The following is a 26,958-nucleotide window of genomic DNA, read 5'->3' as shown; positions in this document are numbered from 1 at the left end:
TAGCTTTTTGCATATTCCGTATACCAACATCAGGAGAGTCTCTATATACCGACTCCTCCGAAAGTAAACACCTAAACAATCGGTGACTTAGCCAGCCAAGTAAGATTAAACTTAGCTATCCCGCCCGATGGCAAGTCGAGCGACAGCATGGCAAGTAGACAACTTTGTTGATATATCCTTTCTATGCCCCCTTCGGAATTGGAGATGCTTTCCACGGGGAAATGCCACAAGCTGATTTTTGGCCTCGCTTTCAATTCCAGCTCTATGTCCAAATGCCGATTGCCCAAGGCTATCCCTTCGACATCCATCAGCTCACACCAGGAATCGAGATGATGGTCGTCCAGAGCAACTCCAGGTATATGATAATAGGCCTGTTCATTATGTCCGCCGCCAAGCAAATTCACATTCCACTCACTGCCAAAAACAGCCTGAATTGATGAGCCACTTATGTTCTTCACTCGGTAGCTTATATCCATTTTCTCGTCTCCAACCACCAACCTGATTGCCTTTTGCACCTCAAAGGGTAGACTCCGTGATTGAATCTGTACAACTCCACTCCGCCTCAATAAAATATTCACTTCATCGCCTTTCTGCTCTACAAGGAACTCGTAAGGCTGACCAACAAAGTCCCCCAACTCGTCATAAGACTGATTGGCAAATTCCTCAAGCTTCGTGGCCGGGCTAAAAAAGTGGTCGATAAAGCTGGAGCGGAGATACCTGTCATAGACTAAATGGCGTAACGAGTCTTCGTCTTTCACCATTATCAGGTCATGTATGCTAGGAATACTACCTCCACCTGTTTGCTCCTCATAAACTGGCTCAGTCAGAGCTTTATGATAAGCCTCCGGCCTTCTAGCCAGCGTGCTTAACACGTTATACTGGTGACGGCGAAGGTCCCATTCAAAAACAGAGCCACCTTCCTTGGGGCTTAAATAAACAGAAAAGCTATCGCTATCAACCAGTAACTCTTCATTACCATCATTGTCAAAGTCATCTATCTGCCATTCCAGCCAATTGTGCTTTCTATGGAAACGTCTTCCTAGCCATGAACGGGACTGATGGATTATGTTGTCAGCTTTGCTCTCAGCCTGAACCAGATAGCTGTGAGTACTTGCCCGAATATCAGCCAGGTAAATCCCACCGAAGACACCATGCCAGTACGGACAATTGCATTGCCCTTTCCACAGTTCTTGCAGTCCACAGTCGCCTTTACCAATGGTGCGAGCTTGATAAACCTTGTGGTGGACACGGAGCATTTTCTTATGCATCCGGTTTATCTCCGGGTATTTGATTAAAAAATTGCGCCACAACCCACTATACATAAATTGAGTTACATTATGGCGTCCTTCAGCTTCAAGCTGACGTTTAAGATTAGTATATTCCCAAGATTTGTCGGCTGGCAGAGACCACTCCAGCATCTCATCATAAGAAGCGCAGGGCAAATAAATTCTGCCTACAGGTGGAACCCGGCGGGAGTATTCACCAAGCGGGATGGTATGTAGCCAATCCTGGTTAGCTTCCAGTTCAGTGAAGAAATTATCCACCCATCCCTTCTGCCAACAATACTCATAAGTTCCCGGCCATATGCCAAATTTCTCACCGTCATCGCCCAATATAGCAATCTTATCCTCTTTATCCGAAGCTTCACTGCCCAGGTAATTAATAACTTCCTCAACATCATGCCAGGGTATAGAATAACGCAGGCGCTTACTGATAGGAAACACCTTTACCGAAAAACCTTGCTCCTCGGTGAGGTAGTAGCCAAAAAGACTTCTCTCATCCAGCCCCAGCGATTTGAAGGCATTATCGTCAACCATCGTCCACTCCACACCTGCTTCAGCTAGAATCTTAGCCAGATGTGGTTCCCAGACCCGCTCCGCTAGCCATAGCCCAGTAGGTTTTATACCGAATCGTTGCTTGGTGAAAGCAGCCATCTCGGCAATCTGTCCTAATTGATCCACATCGGGAATAGACGGCAAGATAGGCTCATAATAGGCACCGCCTATGATCTCTATCTGATTTCGATTCACCAACTCGGCCAGTCGGCTTAAGAATTCAGGGTGGTTTTGCTCCAGCCAATCAATAAGGCAACCGCTATAGTGCAAGGAAAGACGGATACACAGATGTCTCTCCAGTGCTTCAACCATAGGCAAATATGCCTGCTGGTAAGCCTGCTCGAAGACCCAGGGAAAGTTACCTAATGGCTGATGATTATGGATGGCCAGACCAAGATGAATTTGTTTCAATGAATGCTCGTTGACCAGATTATATTTTCTTTTTCCTATCCTTGGTGACTTTCAATAAGACCTTATCCCCGATCCTATCGATATTCCTCGGAGATATTGACACTTTCTTGGCCCATCCCTTTTTAACTAAAATACCATTAATCGTCGCTTCTTCGATATCCAAGCCTACATCCACAATCTTGCCCACCACTTTAGCATTGGCATCAATAACTTGTTTGCCAAATAGCTCCTTGGCCTTCATCTGTTACCTACCTCCTTATCAATTAATATTTTCACCCCGTTATATCTAATCCATATACAGGCTGTCTGTAATCTGGTCAAATATATACCTTGCCGCTACCACCTTATAATAGTATTCCTTCTTCATCTCCGGTTTACTGCCACCGGTAGATATCGCCTTGTAAGCATTCAGTAAAACTTCGCGCTGGAGATTTAAGCCACGGTAAACCATGTTTATGTCCCACATCGGCTTTTTACTAGCCCACCAGAACTGACAGCTATGGAGCGCTGCATCCAGAGTTTCTCTGGCGATGTTGGCAAACTGAGAGCTGGCGTCATTGTCCGCCAGTTTTGTTGCCTTATGAGCTAGATCCATAGTAATAGAAAGATGTTCCCACTGCATCTGGTGCACCGGATTATTCTTGTCTTTCCACAGAGGATAGTAATTTTGCATTTGTATATCATCTGCCGAAGTGCTCCAAGATGATGGTTTCGGCTCAACCTGATTCCCCCTGGGAAAAATCTCGAGCAGCTCACCCATAGTGACTATCCTTATCTGCCTGTCCTCTTTGTCTTTTTCGAACTCGAACAGTCGTCGGTGCTGCTCGGCAAGAGGTTTCTGTTCGTGCATGGTTTTATCATGGTTTGCCATAGGCTCGAGGGTCTCGAAAATTTGCGACAGAAACAACTTGTCCCAATGCTGAATATGATGCCCGAAGGTCTCGGCATCCATAGCAGTAACAACATATATATCACCTTCGCCGTTGTACAACCGCTTCAGGTGCTCAATAAAGCCTGGGCCATCAATACCCCGAAAGCTAATCTTATTGCTTAATATGTCATCACGGAAAAAAGCAACCAGCTTATCCTCTCCACTACTGATTTCATGAATCACATTCATCGGCCAGGCCACCGGACAGGCAATGCCACTCAGAATAATCCACTCATGACGGGATTCAATGATCGGATCAACTATATCCCTGGAATAACACATCTCAGGAGGAAAGAAGCCTCTAGGGACATAAGCGTCACCCAAGAAACTTCGGTTGGTCTGATAATTAAGCCTGATCTGCCGTTCCATCTCTTTCGTTGGTATCAGAGGCAGTACTGGATGGTATTTGCCTGAACCGGTAAATTCAATTTGCCCATCTCCAGCTAATTTACGCAATTTAGTCAATACATCAGAATAGCCACATTGCCCCAGCATCTCAGTAAGCACACCATTGATATTGATGGTGGCATGGGCATGTGGAAATTCGCTGAAGACATCCAGCAATGGCCGATATGCCTCATTGCTTATTTTCATCAGCATGCTGGCGGTTTGAGTCGGAGGTTGATAGAAATGGAAAAGAGGTGCCCAGTAAATCATACCTTGGCTCCTGTTTCCAAACATTGCTCGAAAACATAAGCGGCAGTACCGATTATCCCGACATTGCTGCCAAGGCGAGCCCGAACGATACGCACTGTATCAGCAGGCAACCGAAAAGCCCTTTCTTTAACCACCTTCCGGGCTGGTTTCAGCAGCATATATCCAATTTTGGACAAACCGCCGCCGATAACAATCAACTCGGGATTAAAGATATTGACCGAATTCGCCAAGCCAACACCCAGATAATTAGCAGCTTCAGCCACTATATCACAGGCTAGCTGGTCACCTTGTCTGGCCGCCATTGCTACTTTCTCCGCAGTAATGTTTTCAAGTCTGCCATCAGCAAGCTCGACAATAGAACTTCTTTCCCCCCGATTTATGCGTGTCATCGCTTCTTTAGCCACAGCCCAGCCCGAAGCCAATGCCTCAAGACAACCGAAATTGCCGCAATGGCATTGAGACCCATCAGCCTTTATCGTCATATGCCCCAGTTCTCCGGCACAGCCATCAGCCCCAGAATAAAGTTCGCCGTCTATGATTATACCACCACCAATACCGGTGCTCACTGTAAGATAGATTAGATTATCAAATCCCCTCCCAACTCCAAAGCGATGCTCCCCTAGTGCAGCAGCACTGGCATCGTTGATTATATAAGTAACAATGCCCAGCTTTTCAGCTAGAATATCGCGCAACTGAACATTACGCCAATGCGGCAAATTAGGTGAAGTGGTTACGATTCCTTTCTTCGTGTCCAAGATTCCAGCAGCAGCAATGCCAAAGCCAATCAGCTCAGATGTCTTGATTCTCGCTTGAGCCATAGCCCCATTCACGGCAAACATTATTCTATCGATTACGATATCAGGGCCTTTATCAGCCATGGTCAGGCAATAATTTCGCGATAATACCTTACCGTCAGGTAAAACCACCGCAGCGATAATCTTGGTGCCACCCAGGTCTACAGTTAATACCGGCCGTTCGCCACTTATCATCACGATTTCGTCAACTCCAGAGCCTTACGATAAAGAGACTCATACTTCTTGGCGGAGGCCTGCCAAGAAAAATCCAGTGTCATTACACGTCGCATCACATTCTGCCAAGCTTTCTTTTTGCAGCTATTCACCGCGCGCTGAATAGCATCTAACATGGCGCCAGAATCATAATCCTGAAAAACAAAACCGCTGCCCTCATTAAGGTCTTGAGATAAGTCACGAACCGTGTCGGCCAATCCGCCAGTGTGACGAACCACAGGCACAGCCCCGTAGCGCATAGCAATCAGCTGCCCCAAGCCACATGGTTCGAACCGAGATGGCATTAAAAACATGTCGCAGCCCGCATAAATAAGACGGGCTAAGGCATCATCAAAATCAATAAACACGGCCAATTGCTGAGGATGCCTACTGGCTGCTTGTCTAAGCAAATCATGATACTCTTCCCTACCCTTTCCCAGGATAACAATATGAGCTTCCGTATTCTGGAATAAAGTATCAAAGCTAGCACTTAATATATCAAGACCTTTCTGTTCATCAAGACGTGACACCATCCCGATAAGCGGTACACCGGCATCCTCAGCAAAACCAGCCAGTTTCTGCAGGGCAAGCTTATTAGTAATTCTATTGCCTACTGTGGAAATATCATACCTGGTCGGTATAAAAGCGTCAGTTGCTGGGTTAAACTCTTCGTAGCTCAATCCATTAACTATCCCAAAGAGCTTATCCTGTCGGTAACGCAAGAGATAGTCAAGCCCCACCCCATATTCTGGAATTAAGATCTCCCTTGCATAGGTCTCGCTAACCGTCGTCACCATGTCAGCCCAAAGAATACCTTGACTCATGAAATTAAGCGGAGCTTCAGGTGCACCGGCTGGACGACATTGCCAATCTTGCTCCATCCCGTAATCAACCAGAAAGCCACGGTCGAAGAATCCCTGATAGGCTAGGTTATGAATGGTGAAAATCGAAGAATAAGCATAATCTTTTTTCTTCAGCCATAGGGGAACCAATGCAGTATGCCAGTCATGGCAATGAACTATCTCAGGTTGCCAGTCCAACTTAGGCAATATATCCAAAACAGTCCGACAGAAGAGAAGAAAGCGCTCCAGCTCACCTTTGCCGTACACTTCGATAGAATTACGAAAACCATCACTATCCACCAGATAAACTTTGACCTTGCTGTCAAGCTCAGTTACTTTCAGAGACATTCCTTCGGTAGTTTTCATTACCTCTATATTCAAATTATCAATTACCGGTGACACGGGGAATTTGCCAGAATCAATAATGCCATATCTTGGCATTATCACTCGCACATCATGCCCAATTTCAATAAGTGCTTTAGGTAAAGAGCCAATGACATCTGCCAGGCCACCCACCTTCACCAGCGGAGTGGCTTCTGCAGCAACAAAGAGGACCTTCATGAAATGACTTTGCCTTCCCTATCAGCAAAGGAACGGTAGTCCATGTGGGGAAAAACTTTATCCAGCTCCCATAGCTGATGGCAAAGAGTCAAGTCTGCTTTATCCGGCCGTCCCGATTCAGCTATGTCAGCCAATTGCTGAAAACGGTTTACATGCTCCAGGAAACGATTTTCCGCATAGTGGCGAGCCTGGCCAGTGGTTATCAGAAAAGGCCAGTCACTAGACTGTAGCAGTACCAATTCTCTGGCTGCCTGATTTAAGATTTCCTTCATCGTCCCATCGGCTTTAGGATGTCTGGCCACTAGCTCTTCCATTCTCAATGCAGCCGAGTTAATAATCGGCCAGACCCAATCGGTATCAGCATTCTGCCACGTGAAATGCCCACCACCCAACCCCCAAGAACTCTCTGGCAAGGCTAACACATCTTCAGGCGGATGTTTCCTTACAAACTCACTGGCTGTAGTCAATTCCACCAATTCGCTTTGACTTAGATGTCGTAAAACCTGCTTCAGCCAGCTAACACCCTCAAACCACCAGTGCCCAAAAAGCTCAGTATCATAAGCTGCAGCGATAATGCCAAATTTGCCAGTTTCCTGATAGAATTTTGTCATCGACTCGTTGACTAAATGAGCATAATGAGAACTATGCTCAGCAACACGCTTATCTGCCCAATAAGGGTCATAATATTCCTTGTAAGCCAAATCTAACTTAGCTCCGGTAATCTTCCAATACTGAAGCCCGGAAATGCCATCCTTTTTATGGAACTCGCGATAATTGAAGTCACCAGGATAACCCCATTCAGCAGACCATACCTGCATGCTAGTTCGATTATCTCTGCCGATGACAGCAACCTCCGGTGTCCGCACCCAATAAGGCAAATAGGTAGTCCTCTGCGTTGGTTCTGAATATTGGGGCAGCGGCACTACGTAGCGCCGTGACATACTGGCATAGGGGCCGATAACTTCTTCCCTGGCTTTACCTACAGGCTCACCACCTTCCACAGTATGAGTTTCAACAAAGAAACAGGTCAAACCAAGCTGGGCTAGGAAAGATTCTAAGCCAGGCTTAACATGGCTCTTGCCGGAGCTGCCAGCATAATAAGCAGGACGATAACCACACTCAGGAAGCCAAATGGATGATGGGTCGACACCAAAATGTCGCTTATAGTTTCTCTTGCCAGTTTGTAATTGACCGTAGATAGAAGAATCACGCTCAAGCAATGGCAAATAGGCATGTGTAGCTGCACTAGTAGCTATCTCTATATATCCTTCATCCTGCAACTGTCTAAAGGCAGAGACTATATTTCGTCCGAATCTCTCATTGAAAGTCGTAAGTGCATGCTGATAGTAGTCAAGGTAGAATTGGGCTAAGTAAAGGAGATGGCCTTCTCCGGCTTTATCAAATCGCTTTACGTCTCCCTGAGCCCGATAGATTTTGTCTTCAATGAATTCGACTAAATGGTCAATTACTAACGGGTCAGCCAACTGCTCAACTAGCACTGGGGTGATACCCAAAGTCAACTTGAAAGCGCAGCCTTCTTGTTTTAGGTCATAAAGAGCATCAAGCAGTGGAATGTATGTTTCTGAAGCCGCCTCATGAATCCACTCCTCACCATGCGGCCAACGCCCAGCATTACGACAATAAGGAAGATGACTATGTAAGACAAAGGTAAATCCTCCAGTTTTCATTTTCACCTCCTATAAGGGATGACGCCGTGGTGCCTTACTGGACACACTCTCTCCACTGGGGATATGCTTGGATGGGAAATCAGCGCTATCTACCCAGCAACCGATCTTGCAGTTGCGGCCTATTTTGACCCCGCTCGGTATCCTGGCCCCTTTGCCAACCACGGTTATACCAGCGTTCAGGTTGTCTGTTTCCTCTTTGCTGGGTGTAAAGTCATCACCATAACCAATATGGCTACCCGGACTGATCCAAACCTGTTTATCAACAATAGACTTGTCAACGATGGCTCCCCCACCCACAGTAGTATCATCAAAAATAATCGAATCTCTTACCACAGCATCATCCTCAACAAACACACCAGGAAAGATAATAGACCTCTCCACATTACCATTAATAATGGCACCATTGGACACTAGGCTCTTTGCTATTTGGGCATTTGGTCCAAGCTTTGCTGGTGGTCTATCCCGGTGCACAGTCCGAACTTCAGCCGCCGCATCATAAAGGTTCAGATCAGGTAAATCGACAATCAAATCCATATTAGCTTGCCAATAGGATTCGATAGTGCCCACGTCCCGCCAGTAGCCGCGAAACCTGTAACCATAGACTTTATGCTTTCCGATAATTTCCGGCAAAATGTCTTGTCCAAAATCATGACCGCCTTTCCTTTGAGCATACTCCTCAAGGCAATCAATCAGAACATTCTTATCGAAAACATATATGCCCATCGAAGCAAGGTTGCTCTTAGCAGTCCTCGGTTTCTCCTGGAAACTGATTACACGCTCATTATGGTCTAGCGTAATGATGCCGAATCTCGAAACTTCTGACAAAGGCACTTCAGTTACCGCCACGGTAACATCAGCTTGCCTGTTACGATGGGTGTGTATCATATGGTCATAGCGCATAGTATAAATGTGATCGCCAGCTAGAATAAGGACTTCATCTACTTTTTGATCTTCCACATAATAAAGGTTCTGGTAGACAGCATCGGCCGTGCCTTTGTACCAGTCTCGAGTTGACCGGCTCAGAAAGGGCTGAAGCAGGACAACCGCACCGGTAGTCCTATCTAAATCCCAAGGCCTACCGACACCGATATGTTGGACCAAAGAGCGAGGATTAAATTGAGTAAGCACAGCTACATTAGAAATCCTAGAATTGGCACAATTGCTCAAGGTGAAATCGATAATCCGGTATTTGCCACCAAAAGGTACTGCCGGTTTAGCCCTTTCTGCAGACAGAATACTCAACCTTTCGCTGGCACCGCCGGCCAAAATCATAGCTAACACCCGGTTCATATCATCACCCCCACTGGCTTCATTGTCTATTTTAGTCCAAATTCGCTTCGAATGTCGAATTATTCGTATTTGCCGTGAAAGGGGTGAGCGCTTGCTGAGGTGAGAGAAATTCTGCAAGACCTTGCAGGTTAACCCTGTTAAAGTTCAACAACCAGAAGTTCAAGAGCCAGGTCACCATCATATTTACCGGTCTTGATAGCGATATCAGCTTCCAAGAGTTGGTGATAGGCTTTTTTTATCCGCTCTAAAGTGTATGCCTTGGCTTGCCTTACTGCCTTCTCCAAGCCATAGTCCGAAGTCAGTTCCAGCCTGTCTCGATTTTCAGGTCGAGACAATTTGGAACCCAGGTCTTTAGCCATGACTATTAAACGAAGCTGCCGTGTAATCATAGTTAAAACATAAGAAGGAGAGGCCCCCTCCTGAAGTAATCGATGGAGCAATTGCTGAGCCACCTTTCTTCGCCCCTCAAGAATAGCATCCACCAGGGCAAAGATATTAGCCTCTCTGGCATAACTCGTTACCTGTTTGACACTGTCCTCGGTGATAACCTGACCTGAACAATAGGCAAGTAGCTTATCTATTTCGCTGCTCACAGTCCATAAATCGGCACCGACAAGCCCAACCAGCAGCTTGACTGCTCCGGGTGAGATGGTGCCACCACCTTGTGTTACCCGCTCTTGTATCCACTCGCCCAGGTCTCTATCACTAAACGGAGCAAAACCCTTAACTTTGGCCAGCGACGCTAGGGACTTCAAAAAACGATTGTTAGACTTCACTTCGCCATCAATTAAGACCAGCACAGTAGTCGGTGGCATCTGCTTGACATATTCGGCCAGCTTAATCCATTCCTCCAGCGCTGAGTCAAGTTTCGCTCTAGAGCGAGTCGCTCGTCGTTCCGACCCAGACTTTAATTCGAAACGTCCCAGCAAGCCTTTAACGATGACTAGCCTGTGGGAGCACAAGAATGGGACGGCACTGCAGGCATCCTTGAGCTGGCTTGGGCTTAGCTGCTGGCCATCCAACATGTTGATATTAACTGCCAGCATCTCCTGGTTGCCCAGCTCACTTTTTATCTCCTCCAGTGCTTGCTGGAGAGAGAAATCGTCTTTCCCGTAGAGTATGTAGAACAAGCTCTATTTCCCACTACATTCTATCACAGTAGAGAATTGCCTTGTGCAAAATAAATTCTGGGACAAACGAAAATACTCAGACAAAAGCACTTGATTTTGCCTCGACTACTGGCTATACTCATTTAGCTGGCCGAAACTTAGGAGATTCTCCAACACCGTTTTCAGCGCAGACACGCGGAGCAATAGCCATTTCAATTATCAAGGATTGAGTAAAGAGGAATATTGCTTTGAAAGTAATGGTCATCGGCAGTGGAGCTAGAGAACATGCCCTGGCCTGGGAAATCGCCCAAAGCCCCAAAGTCAAAAAACTCTATGTCGCACCAGGCAACGCTGGCACAGCATCCATCGCTCATAATCAGAACATACGCCCCAACGATATAGATGCCTTAGCTAAATTTGCCCGGGACACCAGCATTGACCTAACAGTTGTTGGCCCGGAAGCACCTTTAGCTTCAGGAATTGTAGACCATTTTGAGCGCTTAGGTCTAACCATCTTCGGACCGACAAAAACCGCTGCGCAAATAGAATCGAGCAAGATCTTCGCCAAAAATCTAATGCAAAAACATGGTATTCCTTGCCCCAATGGTACTATTTTCTCCAGCTACTCTGAAGCCAAGAGATATCTGGAATCTCAGCCAACACCAGTCGTTGTTAAGGCTGATGGGCTAGCAGCCGGCAAAGGAGTAATCGTAGCCGGTTCTACAGAAGAAGCTCAAAAAGCCCTGTCAGATATTATGGAATCTAAGATTTTCGGTTCCGCTGGTGACAGTGTGGTAGTCGAGGAATGTCTCACCGGCAAAGAAGTAAGCCTTTTAGCCTTCACCGATGGCCAGACCGTTATTCCCATGGTTCCAGCTTGCGATTATAAGAGGGTGTTTGATAATGACCAAGGGCCTAATACCGGTGGCATGGGCAGCTACAGCCCACCCGGGTTCTTTGACGCCAAATTGACCCAGCAGGTAATGAAAACCATTCTGCAACCAGCGGTAGGGGCAATGGCACATGAAGGCATGCCTTACAAAGGGGTACTCTACGCCGGGCTGATGATAGCCACCGATGGCCCAAAAGTGTTAGAATTTAATGCCCGATTCGGCGACCCGGAGACTCAGGCGATTTTACCTCGGCTGCAGACTGATTTAGTGGACATCCTCTTGGCTATAGTAGATAATAGACTCAGCGAAGTGGCTGTAGAGTGGAATAACGACGCCTGCATTGGTGTGGTGATGGCATCGGCTGGATACCCTGGGAATTACAAGACAGGCTTTCTTATCACAGGACTGGACAAGTTGGATGAAGAGATCTTGGTCTTTCATGCCGGGACTAAGCTTGACCAGAATTCACAAGTATATACCGATGGGGGACGAGTGCTCACAGTAACAGCTACCAGCAAAACCATGGCTGAGGCCAGAGCCAAAGTCTACCAGAATCTGCCTCGTATTCATTTTGAGGGCTGTCATTACCGCAAGGACATCGCAGCCAGGGAGGTCAACTGAATGCCTCTAGTCGCCATAGTCATAGGCAGCAAAACAGACGAGCCATTAATACAACCAGCTTTAGATATGCTGAAACAGCTAAATATCGAATATGAATTCTCAATCCTGTCAGCTCACAGAAACCCAAACAAAGTTCGTGACTATGGTTCTAAGATAAGAGAGCGGGGGATAGAGGTTATAATTGCTGCCGCCGGCGCTGCTGCCCACCTTCCCGGCATCCTAGCTGGCTGGACAACACTACCAATCATTGGTGTGCCGCTACCTACCAGCGAGCTCAAAGGCGTGGATTCTCTTTACTCTATTGTCCAGATGCCTGCCGGTGTGCCCGTGGCTTGTGTCGGCATCGGTACATCAGGTGCTAAAAACGCAGCTTTATTAGCTGCCCAAATCCTAGGCGTTAAATATGAAGAAATACGAGATGCCTATGAAAAATACAGACAGAAGCTGGCAGAAGGATAATTCTGGAGAGAACCATGATTGAGCGTTATTCCCGACCACAGATGAAAAAAATATGGTCTGAAGAAAACAAGTTCAATAAATGGCTTCAGGTAGAGATAGCTGTCTGTGAAGCCTGGGCAGAAATAGGTTCCATCCCCAAAGAGGCTATACCCAAAATAAAGAAAGCTGGTTTTAGTCTGGAGCGCATCGGCGAAATTCTAAAAATAACTCACCACGATATGACCGCCTTCCTTCAAGCAGTAGCCGAAGGACTCGGTGAGGAGTCTCGCTTCATTCACCTCGGACTCACCTCCTCCGATGTCATGGATACTGCCCTTAGCCTACAACTGAAAGAGGCTTCAAAACTCCTAGCTCAAGACATTGCTGAGATGATCTCAGTTCTGGAAGATAAAGCTATTGAGCACAAGCACACCCTAATGATAGGACGGACGCATGGCGTTCACGCTGAGCCTATTACCTTCGGCCTCAAACTGGCTCTATGGGCACAGGAGATGAAACGCAATGTCTTTCGCTTGACTGAAGCGGAAAAAATTATCAGCGTCGGCAAAATCTCTGGAGCCGTAGGCAGCTATGCCACTGTGCCACCGGAAGTTGAAGACAAAACCTGCACTAACCTAGGGCTAACCCCAGCGCCGATATCAAGCCAGATTATCCAGCGCGACCGCCACGCCCAGTTCGTCACCACCCTGGCTATCATCGCCAGCTCACTGGAGAAATTCGCCACCGAAATCAGAAGCCTACAACGAACCGAAGTTCTGGAAACTGAAGAGCCTTTCGCGGCTGGACAAACCGGCTCTTCGGCCATGCCCCACAAGCGCAACCCAGAGCTCTGTGAACGCGTCTGCGGGCTAGCACGGCTAGTAAGAGGTTATGCCCTAACTTCCATGGAAAATATCGCCTTATGGCATGAGAGGGACATCAGCCATTCTTCCAATGAACGAGTAATTCTCCCCGACTCCTGCCTGGTTCTGGACTACATCCTGAACATATTCACTTCAGTGATGAAAGACCTTCAGGTCTATCCCGAGAATATGCGCCGAAACCTTGAGCTTACTCAAGGCTTAGTCTTTTCCCAGCGTGTACTCATAGCATTAATAGACAGAGGCTTGAGCCGACAAAAAGCTTACGAATTAGTCCAGCGAAACGCCATGAAGGCCTGGAAACAAAAAACCAGCTTCTTGAACCTGCTCAAAGCTGATACCGAGGTAACAGCTCATCTATCTGAATCAGAATTAAAGTCACTTTTCGACTACAACTATTTCGTCAGACACGTGGATGAAATTTTCCGCCGGCTAGGTTTAACCGAGAAAAAGAGGGCCAAGACAGTTAAAGCAGCGGAAGTGGCACCACAAGCACTTTGAGTTGGTAACATTATGTCAAAAGTCTTATACGAGGCAAATTTAGGTCTTCCTCTATTCTGCCGGGGAAAAGTACGTGACACTTATGCCCTGGGTGATAAGCTGCTAATCATTTCTACTGACCGCCTCTCCGCATTCGACGTTGTCCTGCCTGACCCCATTCCAGATAAAGGCAGGGTGCTCAACCAGCTCTCATGTTTCTGGTTTGAAAAGACGAGCCAAGTTATGCCTAACCATCTGGTAGCAGCGGTTGACGCAACAAATTCATTCAAGCGGTACTTCCCATCTGAAAACACCCTGCCGGACTATCTTATCGGCCGGTCTATGATTACTCTCAAAGCTGAGCGCGTTCCCGTTGAATGCGTAGTTCGGGGCTATCTTTCAGGCTCAGCCTGGGCAGAATACAAAGAAGCTGGAACCATATCAGGCATGTCGGCACCCAAAGGATTGCAAGAAAGCCAGGAACTGCCTAAACCCATATTCACACCAACCACCAAAGCCGAAACCGGACATGATGAGCCTCTCAAAAAACAAGAGCTGGAAAACCTGGTGGGGAAATCCACCGCTGGTGAGCTTGAGGAAAAGAGCTTGGCTGTTTACCACTACGCCCGAGACTACGCCAGAGGACGGGATATTATCATTGCCGATACCAAGTTAGAGTTCGGCTTTGTTGATGGCAAGCTTATCCTGATTGACGAGCTACTGACGCCAGATTCAAGTCGTTTCTGGGACGCTGCTCAATATACTGTGGGACGCTCTCAACCCAGCCTGGACAAGCAGCCGGTTCGCGACTGGCTGGTAGCTGCGGGCTGGAACAAGGAGCCGCCAGCACCCATGCTGCCGCCTAAAGTAATCGAGGCTACAACTCGCCGCTATGTTGAAGCATACCAACGACTGACTGGAAGGACACTACAAGATGTACCTAGCTAAAGTCTATATCACACTCAAGCCAACGGTGAACGACCCACAAGGTTTAACCATAAAAGGTGCCCTGCACAATCTCGGCTTTGCCTCGGTCGAAGATGTCCGTGCCGGTAAATACATCGAGGTCCGAATCAAAGAGAAAAACCTGACCAAAGCCAAGGAGCAGGTGAACGAGATGTGTCGCAAACTGCTGGCCAACCCAGTCATCGAAAACTATCGCTTCGACCTAGAGAAGCTTTAGCCCTTTCCTCTCCCTATCCAACACCACAATTCACCACACCTGTGGCAAGCACGGTGTTTGACCTCTTTTTACAGGTCAGTGCAGTCCTTACTCAGTGAATTGTTGGTTTCGCTTTCCTCCACCACAGCGCCACTTTTGTCAGCCTCCACTTTTACACCACAGAAAATGCCACCTGTCCCGCTAAATTTATAGCCGGCGAATTTCTCCTCTCGGCTTGCACCAGCCGCCAGCGGCAACACACTGTCACTTGCCACGGCGAAGCATGGTGTAGCACAAGGGTACTTAAACAAGGACGTAGTAGTAGTCGCAGTGCAATCTGCACCACCCTGATTTTTTATCCGGTAATGAATTATATCTCCGGTTATTTCGGGCACCACCCAGATATCCTCAATTACCAGGTCCGGAAACTTAATTTTAAGCATAGGGCCGACCACAAGAAGACACGACCACGACTCAGCGTACGAATTATTAGCTTCAGAGGCTTCAGTCACGGCACCGCCGGTGTCAGCTCGCACTTCTGCAGTATCCCCAGGGAGCGTACAATTATACGTGTAAAGAGTAAATGTCTCGGTTTTCGACTCACCCGGAGCCACAGAGCCTACATTATCATTTGCTACCACAACAGTATCGACAAGCAAGGTTGAGGTGCTTGGCCCGGCTGCGGCACCACCCTGATTCGTTATCTTATAGCTGATTTTATCACCTGACCGCGAAATGTCCTCGATAATCAAGTCTGGCTCACCCGCAGCTGGTGCCCCAGTAACCATAACCGGAATGGTCATGTAATACAACCCAACGGCATTGCTTGCCGTCAAAGTGTAATTAGTGCTCGTCACCGGTGATACAGCTATAGTCCCCACAAAGCCAACAGGGCCAACTCCAGGGTCAATAGTCACCAATGTGGCATTGGACACACTCCAGCTGAAGGTAATGGAACCGCCCATGGGTATAATGGGCGGATCAGGGTCAGATATGAAGTAGTTGACCACAGGCAGACCGGTGGGCATGGGTGTTGGTGTAGGCGTCGGCTCAGGTGCGGACGGCGCCCCTGTAACTATGACCTCAGCCGTAGCTGGAACGCTCACCCCAACCGCATTAGTTGCCATCAGGGTATAGACAGTAGTCACGTCCGGCATTACAGCTCTCCTCCCGCTCAAAGCCACATTACCTATCCCTTGGTCAATACTGACTTTTGTCGCCCCAACAACACTCCAGCTAAGCGTCGCCGACTCGCCACGAGCAATAGTTGTTGGCTCGACACCAAAGGAGCTTATGACCGGCGATTGAGTGGTAGTGGTTACAGTGAGCCCAGTCAAATCACAGCCGCCAGCAAGCACCACCACCATCACCAGCAGAAGTAAAGGAATCAACTTTTTCATGTTTCACCTCCCAATATAATTTAACAGAAAGCTGTGATTACAACAAGCTATTCGCTTTATATGTCAATACTGATATTCAATGATAAGTCGACTTCTACCACCCCCCAAGTCTAAATAATCAGCCTGACTGTTATAGAACTGAGGTTTTTCAAACTGAAAGCGAAGCTGAAAACGGGGACTTCCAGCATCAACTCGCTTCTGAACAGCGGTAGTCAATGTATAAGAGGCAATAGGCTGCGATGGTGGATTTGGGATAGTCTGCAAGGCTCCAGGTACAGGGCCAATAACAAAATCGGTGGCGCCTAGAGTCTGGTATTGGCAATCGTAAACAAAAAGCATGCCGAGCTTACTGAACGGCTCGCCAAGACTATAAGCAGCCGTTATATCAAGCGCCGCCGATTTAATAGTAGCACCTTCAGGTATCATGGAAATATCAAAGCTCAAAAAAGCCTGGATGGCTGTGCCTGATTTTGTGTCGCCGACGTCTGGCTCCTGACTAACATAGCCATCTCGCCTTACTTGCCCATCCTCTGCTGCAATGGAATACAGTATCACATTACTGGGAAGCAGCTCAGCAATCACAACCTGGGCCGTAGCCGTCACAGTTCCAACCACATTGGTAGCTGTCAAAGTATAGGTCGTTGTCTTGGTTGGCGACACTGCTCTGGTTCCACTCAAGGCAACATTGCCTATTGCCTGATCTATACTGACCGTTGCAGCCCCAGAAACACTCCAGCTAAGCGTTGATGGCCCGCCTGGAACAATCCTCCCTGGATTAGCCTCAAATAAGTTAACCACCGGCTTGCCTCCTCCGCTAGGAACAACAATGACAGTTGTTAAAACTTCCTTAGACCAACCTCCCTTATCATCCTGAACCTTAAACCAAATTGTATGGGTTCCTTGCGATAAAGACGAAGTTTTAAAGCTCGCCAAAGCGCCCAAATCACCGTCTAGGCTCGACTGCCAATTATAAGCGACTATGGTGCCATCGGGGTCAACGCCGTGGCCGATTAAAGTCACCGTTTCACCCAGGGCGGCATTAGCCGGCGATACAGAATCTATGTAGGCAGTGGGTGGTTGATTAGCAGCTAGGAGAGCAGGTAGACAACCAACAGCTAAAGTCAAAACTAGAACGATTGGAAATAACAATTTCTTCATATCCTTACCTCCAAACAAAATTCGAATTGTCGGAATCCAACATCTTAAAAACCTTGTTAGGCTACCTTACACAGCTATTTCTTTTCTCTTAGCCTCCGCCTGACGGCGTTCTGATATATAACTCTGAGGCTGCCACCATGAAGCCTGAATTTCCTCCTGGCTTTCTTCTGCTGCCTTCGCTCAGCCTTGCTACTCTTTTCAACGCGGTCTTCCACTTTTTAATGAACCTGTTTCAAGATGATAATTGACTTCTTACCCTCTCCACAATCTTGACCATCACCTCCCCAGCCTTGCTGTTAATGCATGCCGTAGCCTTCGAATCCATGGGTGTGGAGGTGAGGTTAATAATGACCAGCTTAGCTCCAGACTCCACAGCATACGTAGGCATATAAGCTGCCGGATAAACAACAAGGGTGGAGCCAATGACAATAAAAAGGTCACAATTACGGGAATAGTGAATGGCATCGTTTAATGTCTTCTGCGGCAATGCCTCGCCAAAGAAAACGGCATCCGGCTTCAAAATGCCATGGCATAGATGACAATCGGGTATTTCTTCCTTCGTTAACCTCTGGAGAATGTCCTCAATAGGCAAGCGATTATCACAGCTCATACATCTAATCCATTTCATATTACCGTGTAGCTCAAAGACCTTGTCTTGAGAATTTCCTGCCTTTTGATGCAGGTTATCGATATTTTGAGTTATGACACAGGTTAACTTGCCAAGTTTTTCGAGTTCAGCAACAGCATGATGAGCTTGATTCGGGTCAGCGTCTTTCAGAAGGCTACCCTCAGCCATCATCTGCCACTGCATCCTCCGAGTCTTCTCACTGCTCATGAACTTCTGGATTGTAAAGTCATCGGGGTCAAACCTGCTCCAGATTCCGCCAGGGCTGCGGAAGTCGGGTATTCCCGACTCCGTGCTAACACCGGCTCCGGTGAAGACAACAACTCTGTCCGCCTCCACAATCAAGGCAGCAACTTTATCAACTAGATAATCCAGATCCTTCGCTTCCATGTCCTGCCTTTTTAATGTCCTATCACAATGCTAATTGGCTTTGGCCAAAATGTCAAGATGTCTACCCTTAAAATCAATAGACATAACCCTAAGGCTATCGCTATACTAACCAGGAGAAGTGATTATCGGAGGAAACGATAAGTATGCTAAATAGCCAAGACATAAAAGCCTCAATCCAAAATCGCTTAAACACTAAATTTGTGGGCAGGCAGCTATATTATTACCACCGACTGGCCACAACCATGAAGACGGCCAAAGAGCTAGTTAGAGAAGGAACAGCTGAGGGGACTGTGGTCATCGCCGGCACGCAGACAGCAGGTAAAGGCCGGATTGGTAGGACATGGCTATCACCTGAGGGCAGTCTGGCTATGTCGGTTATTCTCAAGCCTTCTCTTGATAACCTGCCACAACTTGTCATGATAGCTTCTCTGGCTGTGGTCAAAGCTATCAAAAAAGTTGCTGGCCTTGAGACACAGATCAAATGGCCCAACGATGTCCTGATTAAAGGCAAAAAGGTCTGCGGCATCCTGATAGAAAACGAGGTCAAGGGGGGCAGGGTAAATTTTGCCATTATCGGCATGGGAATAAATGTCAATTTCGACCCCCTGGTTTTCCCCGAAATTGCCGGGATAGCTACCAGTCTGTCGCATGAGCTAGGAACAGGAATATCAAAGGTTGAACTTACCAGCACACTGTTATCTGAATTGGAACGGTTATATTTGGAAGCTCAAGCTGGAGCACCTGTATACAGAGAATGGCAGGAAAACATGGAGACATTGGGCAGGTGGATACAGGTTAAAACTGGGGAGACAGTGGAACAAGGCAAAGCTGAAACAGTCACCGAACACGGCAATCTCATCCTGCGCCGTGCTGACGGTAGCCTCACCGAAATCGTGGCCGGAGATGTAACGATACTAAAAGAATAGTTTACCCCCTGCCCCTTATGGGTGACAGGGGGTAACAGTCTAACTACTTCTTCGACTCACTGGTCTTACCGAGCAAAGGCGTTATCAAGTCTATTGGCAAGGGAAATACTATTGTATTAGTTTTCTCAGTAGAAATCTGGGTCAGAGTCTGAAGATAGCGAAGCTGAAGGGCAGATGGTTGACTGCCGATAATCTTAGCCGCCTGAGCCAGCTTCTCCGCAGCCTGAGCTTCACCCTCAGCGTGCACAATCTTAGCTCGCCTTTCTCGCTCAGCTTCAGCCTGAGCTGCCATCGCCCGCTGCATCGTATCGGGCAGCTGAACGTCTCTGACCTCCACCATGCTCACCTTTATTCCCCACGGCTCTGTTCCTTCATCAATCAGTGTCTGGAGCTTTTCGTTGACTTTGTCTCGATGAGCCAGCAGGTCTTCGAGCTCAGACTGGCCCACAACGTTTCGTAGAGTGGTTTGTGAAAGCAGCGAAGCAGCTCTAATGTACTGCTCCACATTGAGCACAGCATCTTCAGGCTTCATAACCCTGAAATAGACCACGGCATCAACTTTAACAGAAACCGTATCCAGTGTGATGCATTCCTGGGTCGGGACATCCATGGTGACAACGCGGAGGTCAATCTTGACCATCCGTTCGATAAACGGAATTAGAAAGATAAGCCCGGGTCCCCTAACACCAACATACCGTCCCAAGCGGAAGACAACACCGCGCTCATACTCGTTGACAATCCTGATAGCCGCTGCCAGGAGTATTATGGCTGCTATAGCAATGCCAAAAATAAGAATTAGATTCATCTTCTCCTCCCTTTAATTTTCCTTTGAGTCACTAACAATTTCAGTCCTTCGACCTTGGTTATCGTCACCTCCTCTCCTGACTCTACTTTACCGTTGTCAATCACGGCTTTCCACAGCTCGCCATCAACGAGAACCGTGCCCTTTGGAGCCAGGCTTGTTTTGGCTATAGCTACTTTACCTATTAACCCTTCAGCACCAGTCGCCACCTGCCTTCTCTGGCCTCTAACCACTGCACCGACAAGAAAGACTATGAAGGCAGCTATACCAATAGTCACCCCGGCAATTAAACCTCTGTTTACTTCCATTGCTGGCGAGCTATGACTAAATAAAACGAGGGAGCCGATAACCAACGAGGTAATTCCCCCAGCCGTAAGTATGCCAAAAGTCGGCGTGAAAACCTCAGCCACAAATAATCCAAAGGCAAGGAGTATAAGCAACACTCCAGCCCAATATGCGTTGAGCACACCCAGGGAATAAAAAGCCAAAAAAAGGCAAATTCCGCCAACAACTCCAGGAAATATCAACCCGGGATTTGAAATCTCTGTAATTAAGCCTATGGTGGCCAAACTGAGCAGGATATAAGCGATATTAGGGTCACTGATGACATGCAGGAAGCGTTCAATAGGATTCATTTCATTTCTAGTCAATGCATAGTCGGTGGTATCAATAATGACCTTTTTGCCGCTGACTAAAGTCACTTCCCTGCCGTCGAGCTGGCGAATCAAACTTTCCAAATCATCAACCTGAAAATCGATAAGCCCGGCCTCCACCGCTTCAGATGCAGTGAATGACTTGCTTTCTGAAACCGCCAGTTCAGCCTGTTCAGCGTCACGCCCTCGTACTTCAGCAATGCTCCTAATCCAGGCAGAAGAATACTCGGTTACCTTCTTTGAAACCTCTTCAGGCATTTCCTCGCCGACAGTTACCGGGTGTGCCGCCCCGATGCTGGTACCTGGAGCCATAACCGCTACATGCGCCGCTATAGTGATGAAAGTCCCTGCTGAAGCTGCCCAGCTACCGCTAGGCGAAACGTAAACCACAATCGGCACTCTGGCATTCAGAATCCGCTGCACGATACCTTCTGTGGCATTAAGTAGCCCTCCCGGCGTATTCAATTCGATGATGCAAACAGCACCTTTGGATTCGGCTCGGCTGATACCACGGTCTAAGTAGTTGGCAACCACAGGTACTATGGTGCCATCAACACTGAGGATTTCTATGTCAGACGAGTCAGCATTGACCCCACTGGGCACAAAAGTCATGACCCATAAGGTGGCCAGAAAAAGAAGATAGCCGAGTTTGAGTATAGATTTGAGTACTTTCACCGTCAGCAGCCTAATTATAGTTTACCTAACAGCTAACAGCAAACACAGGTTGTGACAGTGTTTACTGATGCAGCGTGAGGCCGTGACCTGACCCTGAGTGCAGGTTAATCAAAAATATGCAGACCCGAGGTTTTAACCTCGGGTGCTCGACCCTGAAGGGTCGAGGCTACATGTAACTTTTACAAATCCCAAACAATATCAAAATTCGAATTCCCCAAATTCGAAACACCGAGGTCTCTCCAAAAATGTCATTGCTAGGCAAAGCCGTGGCAATCCCGGTGGGGAGACTGCCATGAGATTCTTCGCTGCGCTCAGAATGACAATCAATATTGGCAGACGCTTTACGGCAAACCTAAATTGAAGCAGAAAGCTCGTTAGTGTAGAATAGGTCAACTTGGCTAGGGCTTAGAATTATGACAAACCAGAAATGTAAAGGGGCTAGGGATTTGCTTCCCAAGGATACAGAGGTATTCCGTTACATAGAGGATGTCTTTCGGAAGTCGTGTCTCAGTTGGGGTTATCAGGAAGTGCGGACTCCAACTCTGGAATATCTGCACCTGTTCACGGCCGCTGGCACACTTACTCCCAATATGTTGAGCAAAGTATATTCTTTTCTCGATTGGGATGGCTGGAGCGGTGAAAGAGTAGTATTGAGACCAGATGGCACTATACCTGTCGCCAGGCTCTACATTGAAAATTTGCCACAACAGGCAATAGCCAGACTTTTCTATGTCACCAATGTCTTCGCCTTCGAAGAGACGGGTAATGAGAACAGGGAACGGTGGCAATGTGGAGCGGAGCTTATAGGCAGCAATAAACCGACATCGGACGTAGAATTGATACTGCTGGCTATTGAAACTCTACGCAACCTGGGTGCCAACGATGTTCAGATACAATTATCTCACGCTGGAGTACTGAAGGCTTTGCTCGATGAATTGAAACTGAATCCCGACGAAGAAGTCAGGCTACTGGACCAGATTCTTGATGGCAACTGGCAAGTGCTGACGAAGGCGAAACCAACGAACTCTGAAATCGGTAGGCTGATATCGTTGTTCCTCGATTTGAGGGGAAAAACCAGCGGTTTCCTGGAAAACCTGAAGGCCCTGCCTCAGATTCCCGTTAATGTGAAATCTGCATTGAATAACTTCGCTGAAATTGCCAACCTCCTCGATGCCCTGGGCTGCAACTACCAGATTGACGTTACATCCACACGAGGCTTCGAGTATTACACCGGACTTTGCTTCCAGTTTTCAACCAAGGGGGAAAAGATAGGCAGCGGTGGTAGATATGACAACCTCATCACGCTGATAGGCGGGAAGGACACGCCAGCCTGTGGTTTCGCTCTCTATGTTGACCCACTTGTTACTTTGACTCAGCCCCAAATCAAACGAAACACAGAACAGGGAATACTGATTAGATGCGACAGGGCAACGCCCGACTCAATAAGAACCAGCTTTCAACTAGCCGAGGCGTTGCGCCAGGCGGGATATGTGACTGAGCTTGACTTCAGCGGCCGCCAGTGGGACCGGCGCTGGATAGTCGTTGTTCCAGAAAAGCAATCGCCTTTTACTATCATTGACCAAACCCGAAACCAGAAGAAAGAGGCGTCTTCTATTGCCGACGCCATCAAAATGGTCGGAGGCTCGACGTAACTTGTTAACTGAAATCAAATCGGATTACGTTAACATAGCTTTGCCCAAGGGAAGACTTCTGCCAGCTACCACCTGTCTATTAAAAGAAACCGAGCTTGAATTCAAAGACTATACTCAAGGGACACGAGTTTATCGACTCAAATCAACAAAGCTGCCTCATCTTTCAGCCAAGATATTCCAGGAAAAGGACATCCCCATCCAGGTAGCTGTAGGCAATTATGATTTAGGCATCTGCAGCCTGGACTGGATTGAAGAGCTTTTGGCTAAGTACCCGACCAGCGCCCTACTAAAGGTAGCCGATTTGGAATACGGCAAAGGAAATCTCTATCTGGCCGCCAGTCGCTACGGAAACATATCCAGCCTCCAGGATTTGTCAACCGGGCAATATAGCTGGCGTATAGTAACTGAATATCCCAATCTGGCAGAGATTGCAGCTTTGAATCTCAGGCTGAGGAGGTTCAAAATCTTTCCAGTATGGGGAGCCGCTGAAGCCTATCCACCGGAGAATGCTGACCTGGCTGTGCTATGGGCAAAAGATGAATCGGAAATAAAAGCGCAGAGCTTAATACCACTCAAAACTCTGCTCTCCTCCAATGCCTTTCTCATCGCCAATCGAGAGAGCTGGCAAACCAAGGACGTTAGCCAGATAATAGCCTATTTCAGCCAAGGTCTTGAGATGAAAACCAAACCCTGGCTAAAAATCAAACCTGAATTGACAAAAAGCTCCAATAATTTCCGCCCTGATTTTAGCCAAGAAAAGGTCTGGCTGGCTCTGCCTGATGGACACCAACAACCACCAACATCAGAACTACTCAACAAAGCTGAACTGGAACTACAAGGCTATGCGGAAGATAGTCTGGAGCGACGCCCACGTTTCAAACTTGATTGGATTAATGCTAAGGTTATTAGGCCACAGGATATGCCGCTTCAGGTAGCCAACGGAAATTTCGACCTGGCTATAACAGGCAAAGACTGGCTACTTGACCATCTGTGTCGCTTTCCTTCAAGTCCGGTTACAGAACTTGCAAACCTCGGCTTCGGTGAGGTAAAAGTAGTGGCAGTAGTCAGCCAGAACTTGCCTGCGGCCAATATTGAACAATTGAAGCAGATACAGGATGACAGGTTATCACCACTTAGAGTAGCCTCAGAATACATAAATACCGCTGACAAGTATCTTCGTGACAACCATGTCAGCCACTATAAACTGATTCCCACCTGGGGAGCTAGTGAAGCCTTCTTGCCTGAAGACGCTGACCTACTTATAGAAAACACCCAGACTGGAAAAACCTTGGCCAAGCATAATCTCAAAATAATGGACACTCTTTTTCAATCGACGGCCTGCCTTATCGGCAACAAGACCAGCCTTGAGTCCCCCTCCAAAAAGGAGAGGATAGCCTCTCTGATTGAAATTTTTCGCCGGGCAGCCAAGGGCAACTACGATGAGAATAGTTAAAGGTTTTCAAAAGGCAAAGCCTCTATTGACCAGAGCTGTCCCCTCCTATGGGCTTCCACTGCCCCCAAAGCCCAAAACGAGGACGAGAAGAGAAGAATCCTTGCCCGAGGATATAGTAAAACGCATACTTGCTGAGGTGCGGGGCAAGGGTGACAAAGCGCTTTTTAGCTACACCAAGAAACTGGATGGAGTTGAACTCAGCTCATTGGAGGTAAGTAAAAACGAGATTTCGGATGCCTATGAGGAGGTGAACAAGAAGCTAGTGTCAGCACTGAAACTGGCGGCGAACAGAATAAAACAGTTTCATTCCATGTGCAAGCAAAGGCTTGAATCTAGCTTCCTCAGCCAGGGCGTGGGGCGGCAAATCAGCCCATTAAACAGGGTGGGCATTTATGTGCCTGGTGGCACCGCTGCTTATCCATCTACAGTACTGATGACCGCCATTCCAGCCCGGATAGCCGGAGTTAAAGAGCTCATTGTAGTTACACCACCCAGGAAAGATGGTACAATTCCGCCAGTGACCCTGGTAGCGGCTGACATCGCCAAGGTCAATCGCGTATTTAAGATAGGTGGGGCTCAAGCTATTGCCGCCTTGGCCTTTGGCACCGAATCGGTACCGAAGGTGGATAAGATTTGTGGCCCAGGCAACGTTTTTGTGGTTGCAGCCAAGAGAATGGTCTATGGGACAGTGGCCATAGAGAGCCTTCCTGGACCCAGCGAGATAATAATTGCAGCCGATGACACTGCCAATGCCTCTTTTTGTGCCGCCGACCTTATAGCTCAAGCCGAACACGACTCTCAGGCATCGGCAATCTTAATCACCACCTCATCCAAATTAGCTAAGGCTGTTAACAGCGAGATAAAGAAACAATTGGAAAAATTGGAACGGCAAACCATTGCCGCAGAAGCTCTGAGATCCGGAGGTATGATAGTATTGGTTGATACTCCAGATGAAGCTATTGAACTAGTCAATCTCTATGCTCCGGAGCATGTCTCCCTAATGCTACGCGGCGCTGCCAGTTACATTCAGAAAATCCGCAATGCCGGCTGTATCTTCATCGGCGGTAGTTCCCCGGTAGCTCTCGGTGATTATATCGCCGGACCTAGCCATGTCTTGCCCACAGGAGGCAGTGCTTATTTCAGCTCCCCGCTCGGTGTAGAGGATTTCCTTAAGATCACCAATATTATCGCCTTAGATGAATCTGCCGGGAAAGAACTGGGGCAAGCAGCCATAACCATAGCTGAGGCTGAAGAACTCAAGGGTCATGCCCAGGCAATAAGGATAAGATTATAACCAACAGGGAAGAGCAGAAATGATGTCACCTGACGATATCGAGGGATTAGTGAGGCCTGAACTCAAAGCCATGAAGGCCTATACACCCATTGAGCCGACTGGTGTCTTGAGCCAGCGTGTCGAAATTCCCGAGGAAAAAGTTATCAAACTAGATGGTAATGAAAACCCGTATGGCTGCTCAGCCAGGGTAAAACAGGCCATGGCCGATTATGCCTACTATCACCTCTATCCCGACCCCGAGCACAGGGAGCTAAGGAAAGCACTGGAGGAGTACACAGGAATAAACTCGGAATACATCCTGGCTGGTAGCGGCAGTGATGAGCTCATTGACCTCGTACTGCGTCTATTTATTGAACCTGGAGACAAGGTAATCAACTGCCCACCGACCTTTGGTATGTATCCTTTCAGCACCGATGTTTGCAGTGGCAAAGTGGTCAGTATATCAAGGAAGCAAGATTTCTCCATCGACATTGCCTCGGTAAAAGAAGCTTTAGATAAGCGAACAAAGGTAATTTTTATTGCCTCACCAAATAACCCGTCGGGTAATGTAACCCCTGAGCAGGTAATTCTGGAGCTTTTGAATAATTCCATTGTGGTGGTAATCGATGAAGCCTACTTTGAGTTCAGCGGTGTAACGGTGGCACCTCTGGTTCCAAAGTACTCAAATTTAATAGTCCTTCGTACTTTCAGCAAATGGGCGGGACTGGCCGGGCTAAGAGTCGGCTACGGCATTTTCCCGATCAATATGGTCAAATATCTAATGAAAATAAAGCAACCATACAATGTAAACGCCGCGGCTCAAGTAGCCGCATTAGCATCGCTGAAGGACATGAGCTATCTGCGCGGCACGATTAACGCTATTATAGATGAGCGAGAACGGCTGCTAACCAAACTCAGCCAGCTTGGCTGGTTAAGAATCTATCCATCACAAGCTAACTTCATACTTTGCTCAGTGCTTAATGGTAAGGCAAAGATAATACACAAAGGACTGCAAAAGAAAGGGGTTTTCGTCCGCTACTTCGATACGCCGCAGTTGAAGGACTGCTTGCGTATCAGCGTGGGCAAGCCAGAACATACAGATGCATTGATTGCCGCATTAAAGCAAACGGGGTAAAGTATCAACC

At 47.6% G+C, this 26,958-nt stretch carries 21 protein-coding genes and 1 pseudogene; 9 read left to right on the top strand and 13 right to left on the bottom strand.

Annotation, left to right across the window (positions count from 1 at the left end):
- Positions 1-71 precede the first annotated feature (71 nt).
- The 8 genes from FJ023_00295 to holA all read right to left on the bottom strand — a co-directional run bounded on the left by FJ023_00295 (position 72) and on the right by holA (position 10,352).
- The gene (locus FJ023_00295; GenBank protein ID MBM4445785.1) at positions 72-2,246 is read right to left on the bottom strand and encodes a DUF1926 domain-containing protein; all 2,175 of its coding nucleotides are present in this window, start codon (positions 2,244-2,246) and stop codon (positions 72-74) included.
- Positions 2,247-2,265: 19 nt separating this feature from the next.
- Positions 2,266-2,487 (bottom strand): photosystem reaction center subunit H, encoded by a 222-nt coding sequence (locus tag FJ023_00290; protein MBM4445784.1) that lies wholly within the window; start codon positions 2,485-2,487, stop codon positions 2,266-2,268.
- 45 nt (positions 2,488-2,532) lie between these two features.
- Positions 2,533-3,858, bottom strand: coding sequence for a hypothetical protein (locus FJ023_00285; protein MBM4445783.1), 1,326 nt, complete (start codon positions 3,856-3,858; stop codon positions 2,533-2,535).
- Positions 3,831-4,823, bottom strand: coding sequence for an ROK family protein (locus FJ023_00280; protein ID MBM4445782.1), 993 nt, complete (start codon positions 4,821-4,823; stop codon positions 3,831-3,833). The genes FJ023_00285 and FJ023_00280 overlap by 28 nt, the downstream gene beginning before the upstream one ends.
- Positions 4,823-6,244 (bottom strand): glycogen synthase, encoded by a 1,422-nt coding sequence (locus FJ023_00275; GenBank protein ID MBM4445781.1) that lies wholly within the window; start codon positions 6,242-6,244, stop codon positions 4,823-4,825. The genes FJ023_00280 and FJ023_00275 overlap by 1 nt, the downstream gene beginning before the upstream one ends.
- Positions 6,241-7,932 (bottom strand): DUF1957 domain-containing protein, encoded by a 1,692-nt coding sequence (locus FJ023_00270; protein ID MBM4445780.1) that lies wholly within the window; start codon positions 7,930-7,932, stop codon positions 6,241-6,243. Before FJ023_00270 ends, FJ023_00275 begins: the two co-directional genes overlap by 4 nt.
- A gap of 9 nt (positions 7,933-7,941) precedes the next feature.
- Complete coding sequence (locus FJ023_00265; protein MBM4445779.1) at positions 7,942-9,222, bottom strand: glucose-1-phosphate adenylyltransferase; 1,281 nt, start codon at positions 9,220-9,222, stop codon at positions 7,942-7,944.
- A 137-nt stretch (positions 9,223-9,359) separates the two neighbouring features.
- Positions 9,360-10,352, bottom strand: a complete 993-nt coding sequence (gene holA, locus FJ023_00260) for a DNA polymerase III subunit delta (protein MBM4445778.1) — start codon at positions 10,350-10,352, stop codon at positions 9,360-9,362.
- 236 nt (positions 10,353-10,588) lie between these two features.
- On the opposite strand from holA, the pseudogene purD reads away from it, so the two are divergent.
- From purD to purS, 4 genes and pseudogenes are all read left to right on the top strand, one after another.
- A pseudogene (purD, locus tag FJ023_00255) lies at positions 10,589-12,304 on the top strand (phosphoribosylamine--glycine ligase).
- Positions 12,305-12,318: 14 nt separating this feature from the next.
- Entirely contained in the window at positions 12,319-13,665 is a 1,347-nt protein-coding gene (locus FJ023_00250; protein MBM4445777.1) for an adenylosuccinate lyase, read from the top strand.
- Between the two features lie 12 nt (positions 13,666-13,677).
- Positions 13,678-14,592, top strand: a complete 915-nt coding sequence (locus FJ023_00245; protein ID MBM4445776.1) for a phosphoribosylaminoimidazolesuccinocarboxamide synthase — start codon at positions 13,678-13,680, stop codon at positions 14,590-14,592.
- Positions 14,579-14,827 (top strand): phosphoribosylformylglycinamidine synthase subunit PurS, encoded by a 249-nt coding sequence (purS, locus tag FJ023_00240; GenBank protein ID MBM4445775.1) that lies wholly within the window; start codon positions 14,579-14,581, stop codon positions 14,825-14,827. Before FJ023_00245 ends, purS begins: the two co-directional genes overlap by 14 nt.
- Positions 14,828-14,895: 68 nt before the next feature.
- Here the strand turns inward: purS and FJ023_00235 are convergent, their stop codons facing one another.
- From FJ023_00235 to FJ023_00225, 3 genes are all read right to left on the bottom strand, one after another.
- Positions 14,896-16,206 carry a hypothetical protein gene (locus FJ023_00235; protein MBM4445774.1) on the bottom strand — a complete coding sequence of 437 codons (1,311 nt, stop codon included), beginning with the start codon at positions 16,204-16,206 and terminating at the stop codon, positions 14,896-14,898.
- 63 nt (positions 16,207-16,269) lie between these two features.
- Positions 16,270-17,364, bottom strand: coding sequence for a hypothetical protein (locus FJ023_00230; GenBank protein MBM4445773.1), 1,095 nt, complete (start codon positions 17,362-17,364; stop codon positions 16,270-16,272).
- Positions 17,365-17,596: 232 nt separating this feature from the next.
- On the bottom strand, positions 17,597-18,364 hold the full coding sequence (locus FJ023_00225; protein ID MBM4445772.1) for an NAD-dependent deacylase: 768 nt from the start codon (positions 18,362-18,364) through the stop codon (positions 17,597-17,599).
- A gap of 158 nt (positions 18,365-18,522) precedes the next feature.
- Between FJ023_00225 and FJ023_00220 the strand changes: the two genes are divergently transcribed.
- A complete protein-coding gene (locus FJ023_00220) occupies positions 18,523-19,305 on the top strand; it encodes a biotin--[acetyl-CoA-carboxylase] ligase (protein ID MBM4445771.1) in 783 nt (260 codons plus the stop codon).
- Positions 19,306-19,348: 43 nt separating this feature from the next.
- Here FJ023_00220 and FJ023_00215 read toward each other — a convergent pair whose 3' ends face one another.
- Entirely contained in the window at positions 19,349-20,110 is a 762-nt protein-coding gene (locus FJ023_00215) for a slipin family protein (protein ID MBM4445770.1), read from the bottom strand.
- A complete protein-coding gene (locus FJ023_00210; GenBank protein MBM4445769.1) occupies positions 20,107-21,372 on the bottom strand; it encodes a nodulation protein NfeD in 1,266 nt (421 codons plus the stop codon). The genes FJ023_00215 and FJ023_00210 overlap by 4 nt, the downstream gene beginning before the upstream one ends.
- A 476-nt stretch (positions 21,373-21,848) precedes the next feature.
- Between FJ023_00210 and FJ023_00205 the strand changes: the two genes are divergently transcribed.
- From FJ023_00205 to hisC, 4 genes are read left to right on the top strand one after another with little or no spacing between them, the layout of a single operon-like run.
- Positions 21,849-23,087, top strand: coding sequence for an ATP phosphoribosyltransferase regulatory subunit (locus FJ023_00205; GenBank protein ID MBM4445768.1), 1,239 nt, complete (start codon positions 21,849-21,851; stop codon positions 23,085-23,087).
- On the top strand, positions 22,978-24,540 hold the full coding sequence (gene hisG, locus FJ023_00200; protein MBM4445767.1) for an ATP phosphoribosyltransferase: 1,563 nt from the start codon (positions 22,978-22,980) through the stop codon (positions 24,538-24,540). The genes FJ023_00205 and hisG overlap by 110 nt, the downstream gene beginning before the upstream one ends.
- Positions 24,527-25,834, top strand: coding sequence for a histidinol dehydrogenase (gene hisD, locus FJ023_00195; protein ID MBM4445766.1), 1,308 nt, complete (start codon positions 24,527-24,529; stop codon positions 25,832-25,834). The genes hisG and hisD overlap by 14 nt, the downstream gene beginning before the upstream one ends.
- 19 nt (positions 25,835-25,853) lie before the next feature.
- Positions 25,854-26,948 carry a histidinol-phosphate transaminase gene (gene hisC, locus FJ023_00190; GenBank protein ID MBM4445765.1) on the top strand — a complete coding sequence of 365 codons (1,095 nt, stop codon included), beginning with the start codon at positions 25,854-25,856 and terminating at the stop codon, positions 26,946-26,948.
- Positions 26,949-26,958 lie beyond the last annotated feature (10 nt).

This window comes from Chloroflexota bacterium, from assembly GCA_016875875.1.
Taxonomy (GTDB): domain Bacteria; phylum Chloroflexota; class Dehalococcoidia; order GIF9; family UBA5629; genus 9FT-COMBO-48-23.
The sequence above is the reverse complement of the archived record's forward strand: the minus strand, read 5'-3'. Positions and strand labels throughout refer to the sequence as shown.